Here is a 15,122-nt window from a genome sequence, read left to right as displayed (position 1 = left end):
CCCGCGTAGACAGAATCATAGCGTTCTCTGCCGCCGGCGATCACTGCCTTCACTTTAGAAAAACCATATGCTTCTATAATTTCCTGTTTACAGAAATTTATACTGTCTTTTCCTGTAACAACAATAATTTCTTCAATTTCCCTGCTGTTCTGGAAACAGGACAGGCTGTAATACAGGACCGGTTTCCCCTTAATTAGAAGAAACTGCTTCTGTACTTTACTGTTCATTCTCTTTCCCTGGCCTGCTGCCAGCACAATTGCGGTGGATTTCATCAGCGCTCTCCTAACCTCAGATTTGGAATCGCATTCAAGTCAAGACCGTGTCTGGTTCCTTTTTGATATTCATAATAAGCTGCCACTCCTATCATTGCGGCATTGTCTGTGCAGAAAATAGGAGACGGATGATAAAAACCAATGTTATGTTTTCTGCAGGCTTCCTCCATGGCTGTGCGAAGGCCGCTGTTTGAAGCCACCCCTCCTGCGATTGCCAGTTTGTCTATCTTATAGTCTTTTGCTGCTGCGATAGCATGTTCCACAAGCACTTCCACAACACAACGCTGAAAAGAGGCCGCAACATCTGCCGCCACAATCTCTTCGCCCTGCATTCTGCATTTATTCAAATGATTCAGCACTGCTGATTTGACACCACTGAAACTGAAATCATATGGCGCCTCGTCCACTTTCGCCTTAGGAAAATCAAAGGCATAGGCATTTCCCTCTTTGGAAAGCCTGTCTATCTTCGGTCCGCCCGGATAACCAAGCCCAATGGCTCTTGCCACTTTATCAAATGCCTCACCTGCGGCGTCATCTCTTGTCCTGCCCAGGATTTCAAACTCCCCGTAATCTTTCACAATCACAAGATGGGTATGTCCTCCGGAAACCACCAGGCACAAAAACGGCGGTTCCAGATCCGGATGTTCAATATAATTCGCTGAAATATGCCCCTCTATGTGGTGCACACCTACAAGCGGAATGTCTTTTGCAAAACTGATGGCTTTTGCCTCAGCCACCCCTACAAGCAGCGCGCCTACAAGACCCGGTCCGTATGTGACGCCTATGGCATCTAAATCGTCCAGGGTCACGTCCGCCTCTTTTAACGCTTCCTCAATGACCTGGTTAATTTTTTCAATGTGTTTTCTGGAGGCTATTTCAGGAACAACTCCTCCGTATAATTTGTGCAGCTCTATTTGGGACGATATGATATTGGATAATATGGTCCTGCCGTTTTTCACCACAGAGGCGGCAGTCTCGTCACAGGAGCTTTCTATTGCAAGGATCAGTACATCCTCATTTTTCTTCTCCATTTTACATTCTCCTTTTTCACAAAACTCACCGGCAATGCCCGGGATGCCTTATGATTCTTCCTCAAACTGCAGTTCCACGGACTGCCTGTCCCGGGCTGCAATCGTATTGGGAAATACTTTCGCGGCTTCGGGGAGAGCCTCCTCCGGGCGTACAAGGGATGGGCTGTAGTGTGTGAGCCACAGCTCTTTTACCTGCGCTTCTTTTGCCAGAAGTGCTGCTTCCCTGAAAGTCATATGCTTGTGAGCTTTGGCCTTCTCCTCTTTATCCTGCTCTCCGTACATGCCCTCGCAGATAAACAGATCGGAGTCTTTGGCATGTTCCGCAATGGATTTTACAGGACGGGTATCTGTGGTATAGGTCAGTTTGATTCCTTTTCTTGCAGGGCCTAAAACCATATCAGGCGTATATGTTTTACCGTCTGCTTCAACAATCTGCCCTTTCTGAAGCGGGTTCCAGCACTGCAGCGGAATCCCCTGTTCTTTTGCACGGGCAGCGTCAAATTTGCCGCCCCTCTTAATTTCAATAGAGTATCCATAGCAGGTTACATTGTGATTCACACGGAATGCCGTGATATGGTATCCACAGACTTCCATCTGTTCCTCCGGCTGTGTCAGTTCTATACATTGTATGTCAAAGGGAAGTTCAGGAGCGATCACGCGCAGAGCCTGAACAACACGTACCAGCCCTTTGGGGCCAATCAGTGTCAGCGGTTCTGTCCGCTCTGCATTTCCCATGGTCAAAAGGAGTCCCGGAAGCCCGCTGATATGGTCAGCGTGATAATGTGTAAAACAGATCACATCGATCGGCTTGAAACTCCATCCTTTCTCTTTTACTGCGACCTGTGTGCCTTCGCCGCAATCTATCATAAAATTACTGCCGTTATAGCGGGTCATAAGTGAGGTGAGTTTCCGCCTTGGGAGCGGCATCATGCCTCCTGTGCCCAACAGACAAACATCCAGCATCTGTCATTTCCTCATTTCTCTTCATTTCTTTGTTGACTGCGCTTCTATCTTAGCACACATTTTTTTCCACTACAACAATTCCTTTTCAATTTTCTCATCAACAGGTATGGCAAACCCGCGGATAATTTCATCATAGCAGTCTTCACACAGGTCAAACTGGTGGCGCTGTGTATCCTTTTTTGAGAAATATCCCCAGGCTATGTCAACAGGGAGTACCCCTTCCATGGCTATACCGTTTTCCACGTGCAGTTTTTTCCCGCAGCGGTTGCAGTATAGCTCTGTGAGCATGCCCGTTTCCTTTTTTTCGTATTTTCGCATAGTCTTTATCCTCCTGCCTTGAGCTTGTACGCCAGATCCTTTCTCTTCCTTGTCTATTCTCTGTCATTATACAGAAAATGTGTGTAAAAGCCCAGTGGGAAACAGTTGCAGATATAGAAAAAGATAGCAGTTCTGCTATCTTTTGCACATTACGACAGCGTGTTCTGTGGGCGCCTCGTAGAAATTTTTTCTCAATCCTGCTTCCTCAAACCCGCAGGAACGGTACAGGGAAATCGCTCTTTCGTTGCTCTGGCGTACTTCCAGATAGAAGGAGGAGACCCCTGCTTTCCTGCCGGCCTCCAGAAGTGCCTCTACAAGCTGTCTTCCTATATGCTGTCCCCAGCAGGAAGATTTCACGGAGACATTGGTGATCTCACCTTCATCCAGAGCTGTCCACATGCCTGCATAGCCTGTGACAACGCCGTCAAGTTCTGCCACGAAGTAAACAGCACTTACAGACTGCACTGCATCCAGAAAGCCGGATGCCTTCCACGGGCGTGAAAAATTTTCCGCCTCAATCTGTGCGGCTGCCGCTGTGTCTTCGGGGCGCATATCTCTAATGATCAGCATTTTCTTCTTTTGCAAGGCGGGCTGCGCGTTCTCTCTCAGCCTGTGATACTCTGAGGTAATCGGGCTGATGGTCAGCAGCGTCCTCCATTTTCCCTTCTTTATAGTAGATTTGGGCAAGCGCTGCCACAGCGGCTGCTCTCTGTTTGTTTATATGAGCCGGGGCAAAGGAATAGGGGACATGGCAGGTCTCCTCTATAAGCTCTCTGTATACAGGTACGCCGTCGCCCAGGAAAATGACGGATTTTCCGGTTCGGTTCAGCTCCTCTATAAGCTCTGTCATAGGGACAGCGTCCTGGGGTTTCAAAATTTTTAAGGCGTGGTTTTCAAAACAGTAGATGCCTGTGTAGACCTGTTTTCTCCTGGCGTCCATGATGGGGCAGATCAGAGTATCAGGGGCTGTGTCGTACAAGTTGTAGGCAAGGGCGTCTACGGTTGGGATGCCTATGAGGGGTTTGTCCAGGGCAAGGCCCAGACCTTTGGCTGTTGCGGAGCCGATTCTGAGGCCGGTGAAGGAACCGGGGCCGGCGGCTACTGCTATGGCATCAATGGAATTTAAATCCAGTGATATGGCTTTTTTTACTTCGTCCAGCATGGGAAGCAGGGTCTGGGAATGGGTTTTCTTGTAGTTCATTGTGTATTCCGCTACCAGTATATCGTCTTCCACCACGGCAACGGATGCTACCAGGCCGGAACTGTCTAGGGCTAAGATTTTCATTGTTCTTTCATCTCCTTATTCATTTAAACCTTCTATGGTTATTTTGCGGTAATCAAAACCTTTGGATGGGTCTTTTTCTATGGTGATTTTTATGACATCCGGGGGAAGAAGTTCCTCGATCAGCTCTGCCCATTCAATGAGGCAGATGCCTTCACCGAAAAAGTAATCGTCGTATCCGATCTCTTCCATCTCCTCGATGTCACTGATGCGGTAGACGTCGAAATGGTAGAAGGGGAGGCGGCCGCTTTCGTATATTTGGACAATGGTGAAGGTGGGGCTGTTGACGGGTTCTTCTATGCCGAGGCCTTTGGCTACGCCCTGGGTGAAGACGGTTTTGCCGGTGCCCAGGTCGCCGTTTAGGGTGTAGATTTGGCCGGGGGTGGCTTTTTGGGCGATGGATTGGCCCAGGTTAAATGTTTCTTTTGGGGTGGTGGTTTCTATTGTTTTCATTTGGTGGGTGGCTCCTTTTTTTGTGTGAGAAGGGGACGGGGAAGCCGTTGGGAGGGGCCGGGCGTGTGATGGGGGGAGCGAAGCGTTGCGCTTGGGCAGAAGCTAACCTGCTCCCAGTCACTAAATTCGTCAGCAGAGGCTTCCTCATTAAGTGTCTGGGGCAGGTGGATCTTCTGCCCGCTCCACTATACATCGCTCCCCCCATCACACGCCCGGCCCCTCCCAACGGCTTCCCCTGGTGTTCTCAGGCGATAGGTTTGAATGCTGAAGGTAATGGTTTCGTGGAGCTGTAGTTATTGCGGAAATTTAATATATAACATAGATTGTCTCGCTTATCTTTCTGTAAAGATACTATAAGTTATAATATAATATAATCTTTTGCGCCACAAGTGTAAAAAAGAAATTTCTTGCACCTTTTATTTTTAGAGATTATAATAGAGAAAAATGTTTAAAAGGAGATTTTTGATATGGCTAATCCTATTGTTACGATTACTATGGCAGATGGGGGCGTGATCAAGGCGGAATTGTATCCGGATGTTGCGCCGAATACTGTGAATAATTTTATTAGTTTGGTAAAGAAGGGTTTTTATGATGGACTGGTGTTTCATCGGGTGATTCGTGGATTTATGATTCAGGGTGGCTGTCCGCAGGGAAATGGAATGGGTGGTCCAGGATATTCTATTAAGGGAGAGTTCAGCGGAAATGGAGTTGAAAACAATCTGAAGCATGACGCCGGCGTTTTGTCTATGGCGCGCGCTATGGATCCAAACTCTGCCGGAAGCCAGTTCTTTATTATGCATGAGAATGCTCCGCATCTGGACGGGCAGTATGCTGCTTTCGGTAAGGTGACGGAAGGAATGGATGTGGTGAACGCTATCGCTGAAGTCCGCACAGATTACAGTGATCGTCCCATGGAGCCGCAGACGATTCAGAGTATGACTGTGGAAACTTTTGGCGAGGAGTACGCTGAGCCTGAGAAATTTTAAGAAGTAAAAGAATTACCCTGTCTGCGCCGGATTGATTCCGGACTGCAGACAGGGTATTTTTAATCTTCAAAGGTGAGGTATTCGCCTTCCAGAGAGGCATAATAGAGTTCTTTTAGATCTGTGATGGAGGCACGGGCGCTGGTGGCTTCTGTCACGGCTTTTTTTACTGCATTCTCTTCGGACTTGGGGACCAGGACCTGGAGCTTTACATCCTCGGTGTACCGGGAATCCGTGATGGGGATGCCGCGCTGGCCGAAAAGGTATTGAAGTTTCCCGACCCCGTTGTAGTCTGTGCCAATTTCCAGGAGAATGCCGTGGTGTTTTGTGATGATGCGGCTGCAGGCCAAACCTTCCTGGACGGCTTTTGAATAAGCTCGGACAAGGCCGCCGGTTCCCAACAGTGTGCCGCCGAAATACCGGGTGACGACTACGGCTGTATTGTAGAGATCCTCGCCTAAAAGGACGTCCAGCATGGGTTTGCCGGCTGTGCCTGAAGGCTCTCCGTCATCGCTGCAGCGCATGGTTTCTTTGCGCTCGCCTATGACATAGGCATAGCAGTTGTGGGTGGCATTCCAGTATTTTTTGCGCATTTCTTCTATGAAGCTTAAGGCTTCCTCCTCGGTTTTTACCAGTCTTACGGTGGCGATGAAACGTGATTTTTTCTCAATAATTTCTCCCTCGCCGCCCTCGTAAATCGTGTTGTATTGTTCCAGCATGGGGGTCCTCCTTTTCCTGCATGGGGCAGAATTTTGTCTGGGATTATCATATCACAAATCGGAACATGCGGGTAGTGGCTGATAAAAATGTATTTTTAAAGTTATAACATTTCTCTTAAATTCCATTAAATTTATAAGTTCTACTTTATTTCGCTATGCCATTTTGCTATAATAGGGACGTATACTGCTTATATTGCCCTCTTATCTTTACCGGAAAACAGAATGGACAGGCCATTGTTCGGCCGTATTTTGTATAGACGGTATGGGTATGGTATATAATCAGGAAAAGGAGGCAAACTACATGAATTTTGGAAAACGTGCGACTGACAAGAAGCGCAACTCGCTTTCCTCCCGCTCCACTATGATGGGGAAGAAAGCACACGTTTCTTTTATACGCATCATTTTCATTTCCCTGATTGCCATTATGGTAATCGGCGGCTGCGTAGGTTTTGGTGCCTTCAAGGGACTGCTGGATAATGCGCCGGATATTGAGGACGTTAATATTATGCCAATCGGTTCAGCAACCTTTGTCTATGATTCTGACGGCAATCAGCTTCAGAAACTGACAGCACCTAATTCCAACCGTATGCCGGTCACTATTGATAAAATTCCTCTGGACCTGCAGCATGCAGTAGTCGCCATTGAGGACGAACGTTTTTATGAACACAATGGTATTGATTTGCGCGGTATTGTCCGTGCGGGGGTAAAGGGTATCACCAGTGGTTTTCATTTCTCAGAGGGTGCCAGTACCATTACACAGCAGCTTCTGAAAAACAATGTATTCAAAGACTGGACCAATGAGTCTGTGGTAGAGCGTTTCAAACGTAAATTCCAGGAACAGTACCTGGCTATCCAGCTTGAAAAACAGCTGAAGGATAAGGACAAGATTCTGGAAAGCTATCTGAATACGATCAACCTGGGCAATGGCAATTATGGTGTACAGGCCGCCGCACACGGCTATTTCAATAAGGACGTCAGTGAACTGACGCTCTCAGAATCCACAGTGATCGCTGGTATCAGCCAGAACCCCACGCGTTTCAACCCGGCAGTGAACCCGGAGGAAAATGCAAAAAGGCGTAAAGATGTCCTGGAACATATGCTGGACCAGGGTTATATCACCAAGGAACAATATGATGAATGTCTGGCAGACAATGTCTATGACCGGATCCAGGCAGTGGAATCCGAATCCTCTGAGGAGGACGATACTTATTCCTACTTCATTGACGAGCTGACAAGACAGGTGATCGACGATCTGATGACACAGAAGGGTTATTCCGAACAGCAGGCCTACAATGCCCTGTACAGCGGCGGTCTGCGTATCTATACAACACAGGACCCGCAGGTTCAGCAGATTTGCGATGAGGAATACGGCAATCCAGAAAACTTCCCTGCAGGTACGCAGGTGGGGCTTGATTACGCACTGACTATCGCGCATCCGGATGGAACAGAAGAAAATTTCAGTAAGGAAATGATGACCTCTTATTTCAAGGAGCAGGACCCGAACTTTTCTCTTCTCTTTGACAGCCAGGAACAGGCCGAATCCTATATAGAAACCTTTAAAGCAGCCAAGACCGAAGATGGAAGCACCGTCATTGCGGAGCAGAAGTATTTTACGCCTCAGCCTCAGTCTTCCATGTGCATTATGGATCAGCACACAGGATATGTGAAAGCCATCGTGGGAGGACGCGGTGAAAAGGCCACCAGTTTATCGCTGAACAGAGCAACCAGAACGGTAAGGCAGCCCGGTTCTACTTTTAAGATTGTTTCCACTTATGCACCGGCGCTGAACGAATGCGGCAAGACACTGGCAACCGTCTATGACGATGAATATTATGAATATGTAAACGGCAAACCGGTAAACAACTGGCTGACAGGCAGCTTTGGCGGCCCTACCACCATCCGGGAAGCCATCGTTAATTCTGTCAACGTTGTGGCAGTAAAATGTATCACAGATGTAACCCCTCAGCTTGCTTATGAATATCTGCTGAAATTCGGCTTTTCCACCATTGTGGACACCATGACTGTGGATGGAAAGGTGTACTCTGATATCGGACAGCCTACCGCTCTGGGCGGTATCACAAGGGGTGTCAGCAATCTGGAACTGACCGCTGCCTATGCGGCGATCGCCAATAACGGAACTTATATCAAGCCTATGTTCTACACCAAGATTCTGGATGAGGACGGCAATGTCTTCCTTGACAACACACCGGAGAAGACAAAAGTCATCAAACCCAGCACCGCCTATCTGCTCACAAGCGCTATGGAGGATGTTGTGGACCACGGTACCGGTACCAGGCTTCAGCTTAACAACATGCATGTTGCCGGTAAGACAGGTACCACAGAGGGTTATAATGACCTTTGGTTTGCAGGCTATACACCATATTACACCTGCACAGTCTGGTCAGGATATGATGACAACACAAAACTGCCTTCCGGCGATTACAGAACTTATCATCAGGATTTGTGGCGCAAGGTCATGCAGAGGCTTCACGAGGACAAGACAGATACAGATTTCAAGATGCCGGCAACCGTAGAAAAAGCTACCGTCTGCAGTGAGACAGGCCTTCTTCCCAATTATGCCTGCCCTACTATCACGGAGTATTTTGAAACAGATGAAATCCCGAAGAAACGGTGTAATGTACACTCCAATAAGGTATACACACCGCCTGCAGAGGAAAGCAATGAGCCTTCCGATACACCGACGGATACCCCAACAGACAACAACGGCAATCCGCCAACGGATAACAACGGCGGCACGCCAACGGATAACAACGGTGACACACCGACAGATAACCCCGGAGGCGACACGCCTACGGACAATCCTGATACGCCTGATACTCCGGATACACCGGATAACCCGGACACACCGGCTCCCCCTGAGGGAGGCGGCGAGGATCCCGGCGGCGGCGAGACAGAATAACGCATAAAAAAGAGCATTTCCAACCTGATTCGATTGGAAATGCTCTTTTTATTCCCTTTTATTATTTGCTGAGGATCAATTTTGCTGCGCCATAGATTCCCGCATCATTGCCCAGAGTCGCAAGTTTGATCTTTGTATCCTTGCAGGCTGTAAATGCATACTGTCTGAAATACTTTTCAACACAGTCGATCAGGACCTGTCCGGCCTTGGAAACCCCGCCGCCGATCACGATCACATCCGGGTCAGCCACACAGGAGAAGATAGCCAGTGCATTTCCCAGATAGCGTGCAAACTGATCTACCACTTTCGCTGCCAGCGCGTCTCCGTCCTTATAGGCATCGAACACATCCTTTGCTGTCACATTCTCCATACTGCGCAGCACGGATTCTTCCTGGCCTGAGGCCATGGCACGTCTCGCCAGTCTTGCGATTCCGGTTGCTGAGGCATACTGTTCCAGACATCCTTTGTTACCGCAGTTGCATGCCTCCTCTTCCTCCATCTCCACAGATGCGTGTCCAATCTCGCCGCCGGCCCCGTGTGCGCCTGTGACCATTTTTTCATTGACAATGATACCGCCGCCTACACCGGTTCCCAGAGTGACCAGAATCAGGTTTTTGGAGCCCTGGCCGCCGCCCTTCCACATTTCGCCCAGTGCTGCCACATTGGCGTCGTTTCCGGCTTTTACCACAAGGCCTGTCAGTTCTGCCAGTTCCTTTTCAATGTTCTTTCTGCCCCAGTGAAGATTTACCGCGCAGGCGATCTCTCCGTTCTCATCTACCGGTCCGGGGATTCCGATTCCCACGCCGGCTACATCCTCTTTCGCAATTTTCTTCTCTTCCATCTTAGCCAGAATGGTTTTTGCTATGTCAGGAAGGATCTCTTTCCCCTCGTTCTCCACGCGGGTCTTGATCTCCCACTTCTCTTCCACTGTGCCGTCTGTCTGAAACAGTGCACATTTTACGCTTGTTCCTCCCAGATCTATTCCAAAACACCATGCAGTCATCAGTCTTCGTCCTCCTCGTTTCTCTTCTTTGCCATATTCTCCTGTACGCGGCGGTACAGCTCCTGTGCCGCATTATAGCCCATCTTTTTCTGTCTGTGATTAACAGCCGCGGATTCCACTATGACAGCAAGGTTTCTGCCTGGACGGATAGGGAGAGAATGGCATACGATCCTGTTGCCAAGAAATTCTGTATATTCCTCCTCCATACCCAGACGGTCATATTCTCTGTCCTTGTTCCACTCCTCCAGCTTGATGACAAGGTCAATAGACTGGGTGTTCTTCACGCTCTCCACACCGAACAGGGTCTTCACATCAATGATTCCGATGCCGCGCAGTTCGATAAAATGGCGGGTGATATCCGGCGCTGAACCTACCAGCGTCACATCACTGACACGACGGATCTCCACCACGTCATCACTGACAAGGCGGTGCCCCCGCTTGATAAGCTCCAGAGCTGCCTCACTTTTTCCAATACCGCTCTCACCCATGATCAGCACACCTTCACCGTATACATCCACCAAAACACCGTGAATGGAAATACACGGCGCAAGCTGTACGTTCAGCCAGCGGATGATCTCAGCCATAAATGTGGAGGTCGTCTGCTCTGTCACCAGAATGGGCACTTCGTATTTCATAGCCAGCTCCAGCATATCTTCATCCGGCTCCGTCATGGTACTGAATATCACACAGGGAATCTGGCTGGAGACAAAACGCTCAAAAGCCTCTATTTTCTTCTCACGTCCAAGATGAAGCAGGTATGTGTACTCTACATATCCGATTATCTGTACCCGCTCATTCTCAAAATGCTCCAGATACCCTGTCAGCTGCAGTGCTGGACGGTTAATATCCGGTGTGGTGATTCTTTTTTTGGAAATATCAATATCCGGTGTCTTATTATACAGTCTTAATTCCTGTATCAGCTTTTTCAGTTCTACACCTTTCATATGGCACGCTCTCCTTTTCATATTCTTCCTATTTAGTTTATCATAAGGCATTTGGAAGTTCAACAAGCCTGTCCAAACTATTCCTTTTTTTCTTGTTCCTCATGGAAAAATCGGTAAACAGCTTCCGCTGCCCGCTCATTCATGGAGGGGACTGCCTTTAACTCCTCAAGGGATGCCTCTCTCATCTTATCCGGCCCCTGGAACTGCTTCATAAGCGCCTTTCTTCTGGTCGGTCCAATGCCGGGGATATCGTCTAAAATGGAATGCACCTGCCCTTTGCTTCTTAAGGAGCGGTGGAATTCAATGGCAAAACGATGAGCTTCATCCTGGATTCTGGTGATCAGCTTAAAGCCTTCGCTGTCCCTGTCTATGGGAATCTCCTCATTGTTGAAATACAGACCTCTGGTCCTGTGCTTGTCATCCTTTACCATACCGCAGACCGGAATCTGCAGATTCAGTTTGTCCAGCACTTCCAGGGCAATGTTGACCTGCCCCCTGCCGCCGTCCATCATGATCAGGTCCGGGAAACGTGTAAAACTGCCGAACTCCTCATCCAGATTTTCTTTTCTCCTGGCTTCCTGCTCATCCAGGCCGTGCACAAAACGCCGGGTCAGGACTTCTTCCATACTGGCATAGTCATTTGGTCCCTGCACGGATTTGATACGAAATTTCCGGTAATCGCTGCGTTTTGGCTTACCCTTCTCATAAACAATCATGGAACCTACAGACTGGAATCCGCTGATATTGGAAATATCATAGGCCTCTATCCGCTCCAATCCAGGCAGGGCCAGTTTGCCGGCAATCTCTTTCATTGCGCCGATGGTTCTGCCCTCCTCACGCTTGATGCGCTCCTTGTCCTGACTGAGTACAAGCTCCGCGTTCCTCTGGGCCAGCTCCACCAGCTTTTCCTTGGTTCCTTTCTTCGGAATCCGTATGTGCACTTTCCTTCCCTTTCTCTTTTCCAGCCACTGAGTGATCACTTCGCGGTCCTCAATCTCCTCCTGGATCATGATTTCTTTTGGAATAAAGGGTGTTCCCGCATAGAACTGTTTCAGGAAGCTGGAAATGATCTGGGCCCGCTGGTCCTCCTTGGCAACTTTCAGGTAGAAATGATCCCTTCCTATGAGCTTGCCGCCGCGGATAAAGAATACCTGCGCCACTGCGTCCTCTCCATCCTGGGCAACCGCCACAACGTCCTTGTCCTCCCCATGCTGGTCTGTGATCTTCTGCCTCTCCCCGATCCGCTTTACACTCTGGATCAGATCCCTGTACTGGGCAGCATCCTCAAAATTCATCTCCTGGGAGGCTGCCAGCATCTTTTCCTCCAGTTCTTTTAAGATTTCTTTGTGGTTTCCGTTGAGGAAATCCAGCAGCTTATCCACCTTTTTCCTGTACTCTTCCTTTGAAATATACCCCTGGCAGGGAGCATCACACTGATGGATCTGGTGATAGAGACAGGGGCGTTCCTTACCGATATCCTTCGGAAGATTTCTGCTGCATGTTCTGAGGCGGTAGAGCTTTGTGGTAAGCTCCACCACATCCTTCACCGCCATGGCGCTGGAGTAGGGGCCGTAATAGCGGGATTTATCTTTTTTCACTCTGCGGACGATCTGTATCCTGGGATACTCCTCCCCCACAGTGACTTTGATAAAGGGATATGTCTTGTCATCCTTCAAAAGAATGTTGTATTTTGGCGTGTGTTCTTTTATGAGGTTGCACTCCAGGACCAGAGCCTCCAGCTCGGAATCTGTGATGATATATTCAAATCTGGCGATCTGTTCCACCATCTGTTCCTTACGGATTCCCAGATTACGGCTGCCCTGAAAATACTGGCGCACCCTGTTTTTCAGGCTGATGGCCTTGCCCACATAGATGATGGTGTCGTCAGCATCGTGCATGATATAGACACCGGGCCTGGCCGGCAGCTTTTTCAGTTCTTCCTCTATGTTAAACATGTATTCCTCCTCACAGCTTCCGGTTGTAAAAATACCTGTCTGCCCGGAAATATTAAAGAAAAAGAAGTTACCGCCATGCGATAACTTCCTTTATTCTATCATATCCTCCTGTTAAAAGGAACAGGTGTACGATTATTTTTTTTCTTCCTCTTGTGCTGTGCTTCCTGACACGGTGTGAATCACGGGATTCTGCTCGGGTTCCGAAACTGCGGGAGCTGCTGTCCCGTTCTCCGCATCCATCGGCCCGTTTATCGCCGGGGCTGCCGGAGCTGCTGCATCTCCTGCTGTCCCGTTCTGCGCATCTGCCGGTACGTTTATTGCCGGGGCTGCCGAAGCTCCGCCTTTTTCAGCAATACGTTTCTTCTCCTCCGGCTCCTTGATTCCCTTGATCTCTCTGAAAATCCTCATGAACTCTTTGCCTGTGATCGTCTCACGCTGGATCAGGAAATCAGCAATCTTATCAAGCGCTTCCCTGTTGGCACTGAGCAGACGTTTCGCCTCATCGTAGGAAACCTTCAGAAGCTTCATCACTTCATGGTCGATCTCTGTTGCTGTTGCATCGCCGCAGTTTAACACCGCGCGGCCGTCCAGGTACTGACTCTGGGTATCTGCAAGTCCCATAAGACCGAAACGGTCAGACATGCCATACTGAGTTATCATGGCACGGGCCACTTTTGTAGCCTGTTCAATATCGTTGGCGGCACCTGTAGTCACAGTGTCAAACACGATCTCCTCTGCCGCACGGCCGCCCAGATATCCGACCAGCATGGCTTCCAGCTCTTTTCTCGTATTCAGGAATTTCTCTTCCTCCGGCACATGCATGACATATCCCAGGGCACCCATAGTACGCGGTACAATGGTGATCTTCTGAACCGGTTCGGAGTCCTTCTGGAGCGCGCTCACAAGAGCATGGCCCACTTCATGGTAAGAGACGATCTTGCGCTCCTCTGCGCTTAAGATCCTGTCTTTCTTCTCCTTACCTACCAGTACTACCTCCACGGCTTCCAGCAGGTCCTTCTGGGAAACTGCCTTTCTGCCGTTCTTGACAGCCAGGATAGCTGCCTCATTGATCATATTCGCCAGGTCAGAACCTACAGCTCCTGACGTAGCAAGGGCAATCGCCTCCAGATCCACAGTCTCATCCAGGGAGACACTTTTTGCATGTACCTTAAGAATATTTACCCTGCCCTTCAGATCAGGCCTGTCTACGATAACGCGTCTGTCAAAACGTCCCGGCCGCAGAAGTGCCGGGTCCAATACTTCGGGCCTGTTGGTTGCCGCAAGGATCAGAAGACCTTTTGATGTATCAAATCCATCCATCTCAGCCAGAAGCTGGTTCAATGTCTGTTCACGCTCATCATTGCCGCCGAATCTGGTATCACGTGTCTTTCCGATGGCATCCACCTCATCAATAAAGATGATACACGGGGCATTTTTCTTGGCTTCCTCAAACAGATCACGCACACGGGAGGCACCCACACCTACGAACATTTCCACAAAGTCCGAACCGGACAGGGAGAAAAACGGAACATGGGCTTCTCCGGCCACTGCCTTGGCAAGCAGCGTCTTACCGGTTCCCGGAGGGCCTACCAGCAGGGCACCTTTGGGCAGCTTGGCACCAATAGCCGTATATTTCCCCGGATTGTGAAGGAAATCCACCACCTCCTGGAGAGATTCCTTGGCCTCATCCTGGCCTGCCACATCCCGGAAGGTGACTCCGGTCTCTTTCTGCACATAGGCTTTGGCCTTGCTCTTGCCGACACCGCCCATCATACCGCCGCCTTTATTCATCCGGCGGAACATAAAGCTGAACAGGGCAACCATCAAAACAACCGGTATCAGAATACTCAGCAGGCTGTATATCAGCTCTCCTGCTATGTTGGGCTGCTCCTTGTCAAAACTTTTAACACCTGCTTTTTCAAGACGTTTGGTAAGTTCACTCAAATCCTCCATCAGTGTAACCGTCTTGGTCTGCGCTGCCATGCCAGTACCATGCTTCAGGGTAACTGTCAGAGTATCGGATTTCAGAACTACACTCTCTACTTCCCCTTTGTCCAGCATTGTGATAAATTCACTGTAATCAATTTTGCTGGTATCTTTTTTGCCTATATTTGTCATCATATTCATACAGAGCAGCATGACTATGATACAAATCAGGAGCACCAAAAGGGACTGCTTATTTTGAGGACTTTTTTTATTTGGGTCCTGGTTTCTATTTTGGTTTTGATCCATCTCTTTCCTCCTATTATTATCTCTTCTATTATACGGATTGGGACTTG

The 15,122-nt window shown here is 48.9% G+C and carries 14 protein-coding genes (1 of these 14 only partly in view); 2 read left to right on the top strand and 12 right to left on the bottom strand.

What is annotated here, in order from left to right:
- The 7 genes from ispD to tsaE all read right to left on the bottom strand — a co-directional run.
- Window positions 1-272, bottom strand: the beginning of a protein-coding gene (ispD, locus tag LC508_RS24905; protein WP_033140711.1) for a 2-C-methyl-D-erythritol 4-phosphate cytidylyltransferase. It extends 430 nt beyond the left edge of the window; 272 of the gene's 702 nt are visible here — the first part of the coding sequence; the start codon lies at window positions 270-272; its stop codon lies beyond the left edge, outside the window.
- Entirely contained in the window at window positions 272-1,303 is a 1,032-nt protein-coding gene (gene tsaD, locus LC508_RS24900) for a tRNA (adenosine(37)-N6)-threonylcarbamoyltransferase complex transferase subunit TsaD (RefSeq protein WP_033140712.1), read from the bottom strand. The genes ispD and tsaD overlap by 1 nt, the downstream gene beginning before the upstream one ends.
- A gap of 48 nt (window positions 1,304-1,351) precedes the next feature.
- A complete protein-coding gene (locus LC508_RS24895) occupies window positions 1,352-2,266 on the bottom strand; it encodes a ribonuclease Z (RefSeq protein ID WP_033140713.1) in 915 nt (304 codons plus the stop codon).
- Window positions 2,267-2,335: 69 nt separating this feature from the next.
- Window positions 2,336-2,584 carry a hypothetical protein gene (locus LC508_RS24890; protein WP_033140714.1) on the bottom strand — a complete coding sequence of 83 codons (249 nt, stop codon included), beginning with the start codon at window positions 2,582-2,584 and terminating at the stop codon, window positions 2,336-2,338.
- Between the two features lie 135 nt (window positions 2,585-2,719).
- Entirely contained in the window at window positions 2,720-3,154 is a 435-nt protein-coding gene (rimI, locus tag LC508_RS24885) for a ribosomal protein S18-alanine N-acetyltransferase (RefSeq protein ID WP_033140715.1), read from the bottom strand.
- Window positions 3,141-3,869 carry a tRNA (adenosine(37)-N6)-threonylcarbamoyltransferase complex dimerization subunit type 1 TsaB gene (gene tsaB, locus LC508_RS24880; RefSeq protein WP_103732894.1) on the bottom strand — a complete coding sequence of 243 codons (729 nt, stop codon included), beginning with the start codon at window positions 3,867-3,869 and terminating at the stop codon, window positions 3,141-3,143. Before tsaB ends, rimI begins: the two co-directional genes overlap by 14 nt.
- A gap of 15 nt (window positions 3,870-3,884) precedes the next feature.
- Complete coding sequence (tsaE, locus tag LC508_RS24875) at window positions 3,885-4,319, bottom strand: tRNA (adenosine(37)-N6)-threonylcarbamoyltransferase complex ATPase subunit type 1 TsaE (RefSeq protein WP_054353536.1); 435 nt, start codon at window positions 4,317-4,319, stop codon at window positions 3,885-3,887.
- Window positions 4,320-4,786: 467 nt separating this feature from the next.
- On the opposite strand from tsaE, the gene LC508_RS24870 reads away from it, so the two are divergent.
- Entirely contained in the window at window positions 4,787-5,305 is a 519-nt protein-coding gene (locus LC508_RS24870; protein ID WP_033140719.1) for a peptidylprolyl isomerase, read from the top strand.
- A gap of 59 nt (window positions 5,306-5,364) precedes the next feature.
- Here LC508_RS24870 and LC508_RS24865 read toward each other — a convergent pair whose 3' ends face one another.
- Complete coding sequence (locus tag LC508_RS24865; RefSeq protein ID WP_054353535.1) at window positions 5,365-6,021, bottom strand: YigZ family protein; 657 nt, start codon at window positions 6,019-6,021, stop codon at window positions 5,365-5,367.
- Between the two features lie 301 nt (window positions 6,022-6,322).
- Between LC508_RS24865 and LC508_RS24860 the strand changes: the two genes are divergently transcribed.
- Entirely contained in the window at window positions 6,323-8,941 is a 2,619-nt protein-coding gene (locus LC508_RS24860) for a transglycosylase domain-containing protein (RefSeq protein WP_054353537.1), read from the top strand.
- A gap of 61 nt (window positions 8,942-9,002) precedes the next feature.
- Here the strand turns inward: LC508_RS24860 and LC508_RS24855 are convergent, their stop codons facing one another.
- The 4 genes from LC508_RS24855 to ftsH all read right to left on the bottom strand — a co-directional run bounded on the left by LC508_RS24855 (window position 9,003) and on the right by ftsH (window position 15,075).
- Entirely contained in the window at window positions 9,003-9,944 is a 942-nt protein-coding gene (locus LC508_RS24855; RefSeq protein WP_103731797.1) for an ROK family glucokinase, read from the bottom strand.
- A complete protein-coding gene (hprK, locus tag LC508_RS24850; protein WP_103731798.1) occupies window positions 9,944-10,888 on the bottom strand; it encodes an HPr(Ser) kinase/phosphatase in 945 nt (314 codons plus the stop codon). Before hprK ends, LC508_RS24855 begins: the two co-directional genes overlap by 1 nt.
- A gap of 77 nt (window positions 10,889-10,965) precedes the next feature.
- Entirely contained in the window at window positions 10,966-12,843 is a 1,878-nt protein-coding gene (gene uvrC, locus LC508_RS24845) for an excinuclease ABC subunit UvrC (protein ID WP_103731799.1), read from the bottom strand.
- A 132-nt stretch (window positions 12,844-12,975) separates the two neighbouring features.
- Window positions 12,976-15,075, bottom strand: a complete 2,100-nt coding sequence (ftsH, locus tag LC508_RS24840) for an ATP-dependent zinc metalloprotease FtsH (RefSeq protein ID WP_103731800.1) — start codon at window positions 15,073-15,075, stop codon at window positions 12,976-12,978.
- Window positions 15,076-15,122: the final 47 nt, after the last annotated feature.

This window comes from Blautia parvula, assembly GCF_020215665.1.
Lineage (GTDB): Bacteria > Bacillota > Clostridia > Lachnospirales > Lachnospiraceae > Blautia > Blautia celeris.
This window is presented reverse-complemented; position numbering and strand designations above follow the sequence as displayed.

Coding starts and splice junctions, on each gene's coding strand:
- tsaD (WP_033140712.1), bottom strand. CDS start 1,303: ATGGAGAAGAAAAATGAGGATGTACTGATCCTTGCAATAGAAAGCTCC.
- LC508_RS24895 (WP_033140713.1), bottom strand. CDS start 2,266: ATGCTGGATGTTTGTCTGTTGGGCACAGGAGGCATGATGCCGCTCCCA.
- LC508_RS24890 (WP_033140714.1), bottom strand. CDS start 2,584: ATGCGAAAATACGAAAAAAAGGAAACGGGCATGCTCACAGAGCTATAC.
- rimI (WP_033140715.1), bottom strand. CDS start 3,154: ATGCTGATCATTAGAGATATGCGCCCCGAAGACACAGCGGCAGCCGCA.
- tsaB (WP_103732894.1), bottom strand. CDS start 3,869: ATGAAAATCTTAGCCCTAGACAGTTCCGGCCTGGTAGCATCCGTTGCC.
- tsaE (WP_054353536.1), bottom strand. CDS start 4,319: ATGAAAACAATAGAAACCACCACCCCAAAAGAAACATTTAACCTGGGC.
- LC508_RS24870 (WP_033140719.1), top strand. CDS start 4,787: ATGGCTAATCCTATTGTTACGATTACTATGGCAGATGGGGGCGTGATC.
- LC508_RS24865 (WP_054353535.1), bottom strand. CDS start 6,021: ATGCTGGAACAATACAACACGATTTACGAGGGCGGCGAGGGAGAAATT.
- LC508_RS24860 (WP_054353537.1), top strand. CDS start 6,323: ATGAATTTTGGAAAACGTGCGACTGACAAGAAGCGCAACTCGCTTTCC.
- LC508_RS24855 (WP_103731797.1), bottom strand. CDS start 9,944: ATGACTGCATGGTGTTTTGGAATAGATCTGGGAGGAACAAGCGTAAAA.
- hprK (WP_103731798.1), bottom strand. CDS start 10,888: ATGAAAGGTGTAGAACTGAAAAAGCTGATACAGGAATTAAGACTGTAT.
- uvrC (WP_103731799.1), bottom strand. CDS start 12,843: ATGTTTAACATAGAGGAAGAACTGAAAAAGCTGCCGGCCAGGCCCGGT.
- ftsH (WP_103731800.1), bottom strand. CDS start 15,075: ATGGATCAAAACCAAAATAGAAACCAGGACCCAAATAAAAAAAGTCCT.